1 protein-coding gene is annotated in these 1,347 nt (G+C 66.1%); it reads right to left on the bottom strand.

Annotated elements, in window-relative coordinates:
* Nucleotides 1-127 precede the first annotated feature (127 nt).
* Nucleotides 128-1,306: an IS701 family transposase gene (locus HNR73_RS38930; RefSeq protein ID WP_446430598.1), complete on the bottom strand. Its 1,179-nt coding sequence runs from the start codon at nucleotides 1,304-1,306 to the stop codon at nucleotides 128-130.
* Nucleotides 1,307-1,347 lie beyond the last annotated feature (41 nt).

Genomic DNA, 1,347 nt, shown 5'->3' on the forward strand with positions numbered 1-1,347 from the left:
TACTACAGCTGTGGTTTGTGATGTTGTGGGTGTCTTCGCTGGTAGTGGCTGCGTTGTGCGCGGGTTTGGTGTCGGCGTCGCCAGTGCCAGGCGGTGATGGCGTGGTCGAGGGTGGGTGTGGGGCAGATCAGGTGTGCCATGAGATGTCGGATGGCGGCGGGCGTGATGCCGACCAGGCCGCGTGGGCTTTTGGGGTGCTGGCGGCGGTGACGGCGAGAAAGATGTGGGCGGCCAAGGCGAGGGTGGTGTGCGCGTACCAGGCGTTCCATCGGCGGACCTGGTAGTGGTCGAGGCCGGTTTCGTTCTTGGCGGAGCCGAAGCACTCTTCGATGGCCCATCGGGTGCCGGCCACTCGCACCAGGTCCTCGATCGCCGCGGGCGCGGGTGCGGCGGCCAGGTAGTAGGCGATCTCGTCTGGTCTGGTGATCGAGCGTCGGGCCAAGATCGCGCGTTCGTGCCCGCCCGGGAGGTCACCGTATCCGGGCAGCCTGGCCATCGCCCAGTCGTAGAGACGTTCGCCTTTGGTGCCGTCTCCGGCCGACAGGCGCTTCCACGCCCGGCCGGGCGCATCGGCGACGATGGTGTCGATCCGCTGCTGGGACAGCATCCCGGTGGTGACCTTCTGACTGCGGGGAACGGCGACCACATAGCCGATACGGCGCCGTTCGCAAAAGCCGCGGAACTTCGAGTCCTGACCATAGGCCTCATCAGCGGCCACCCATGCCGCCGGCACCCCCGCATCCAGGGCCCTGGCCAGCATCCGCTGCGCCAAGACCTGCTTGGTGGCGAACTCCACGCCCTCGGGCACCCCCGCCGCCCGGCACCGATCCCGATCAGACGTCCACGACTTCGGCAGATACAACTCCCGGTCGATCAACGCCCGCCCCCGCACAGAAGCGTAGGCGGTGAACACACCCAGCTGACAGTTCTCCACCCGCCCCGCGGTCCCCGAATATTGCCGCTGCACCCCTGCCGACATCAACCCCTTCTTGACAAACCCGGTCTCATCGACGATCAACACCCCACCAGGCGCACCGAGATGCTCGGCCGCATAGGCACGCAGGTCATCGCGCACCCCATCGACATCCCACGCCGCCTGGTTCAACAAGCGCTGCATCCCATCAGGCGTGGCATCCCCGGCAACCTCGGACAACTGCCAGGAGTTCTTCCGCTCCACCGGCGCCAGCAAACCCACCAGATACGACCTGGCCCGACGCCGCGACCGCACCGCCGGAAACCTCCCCGCGATCCGCGCCAGCAAACCGTCTAAACCCGCAACCCACGCATCGAGATCAACCGCCACCACAGTCCACAGTATACAAATAACAAACCACAGCTGTAGTACTA

The organism is Phytomonospora endophytica, assembly GCF_014202425.1.
In the GTDB taxonomy this organism is placed as follows: domain Bacteria; phylum Actinomycetota; class Actinomycetes; order Mycobacteriales; family Micromonosporaceae; genus Phytomonospora; species Phytomonospora endophytica.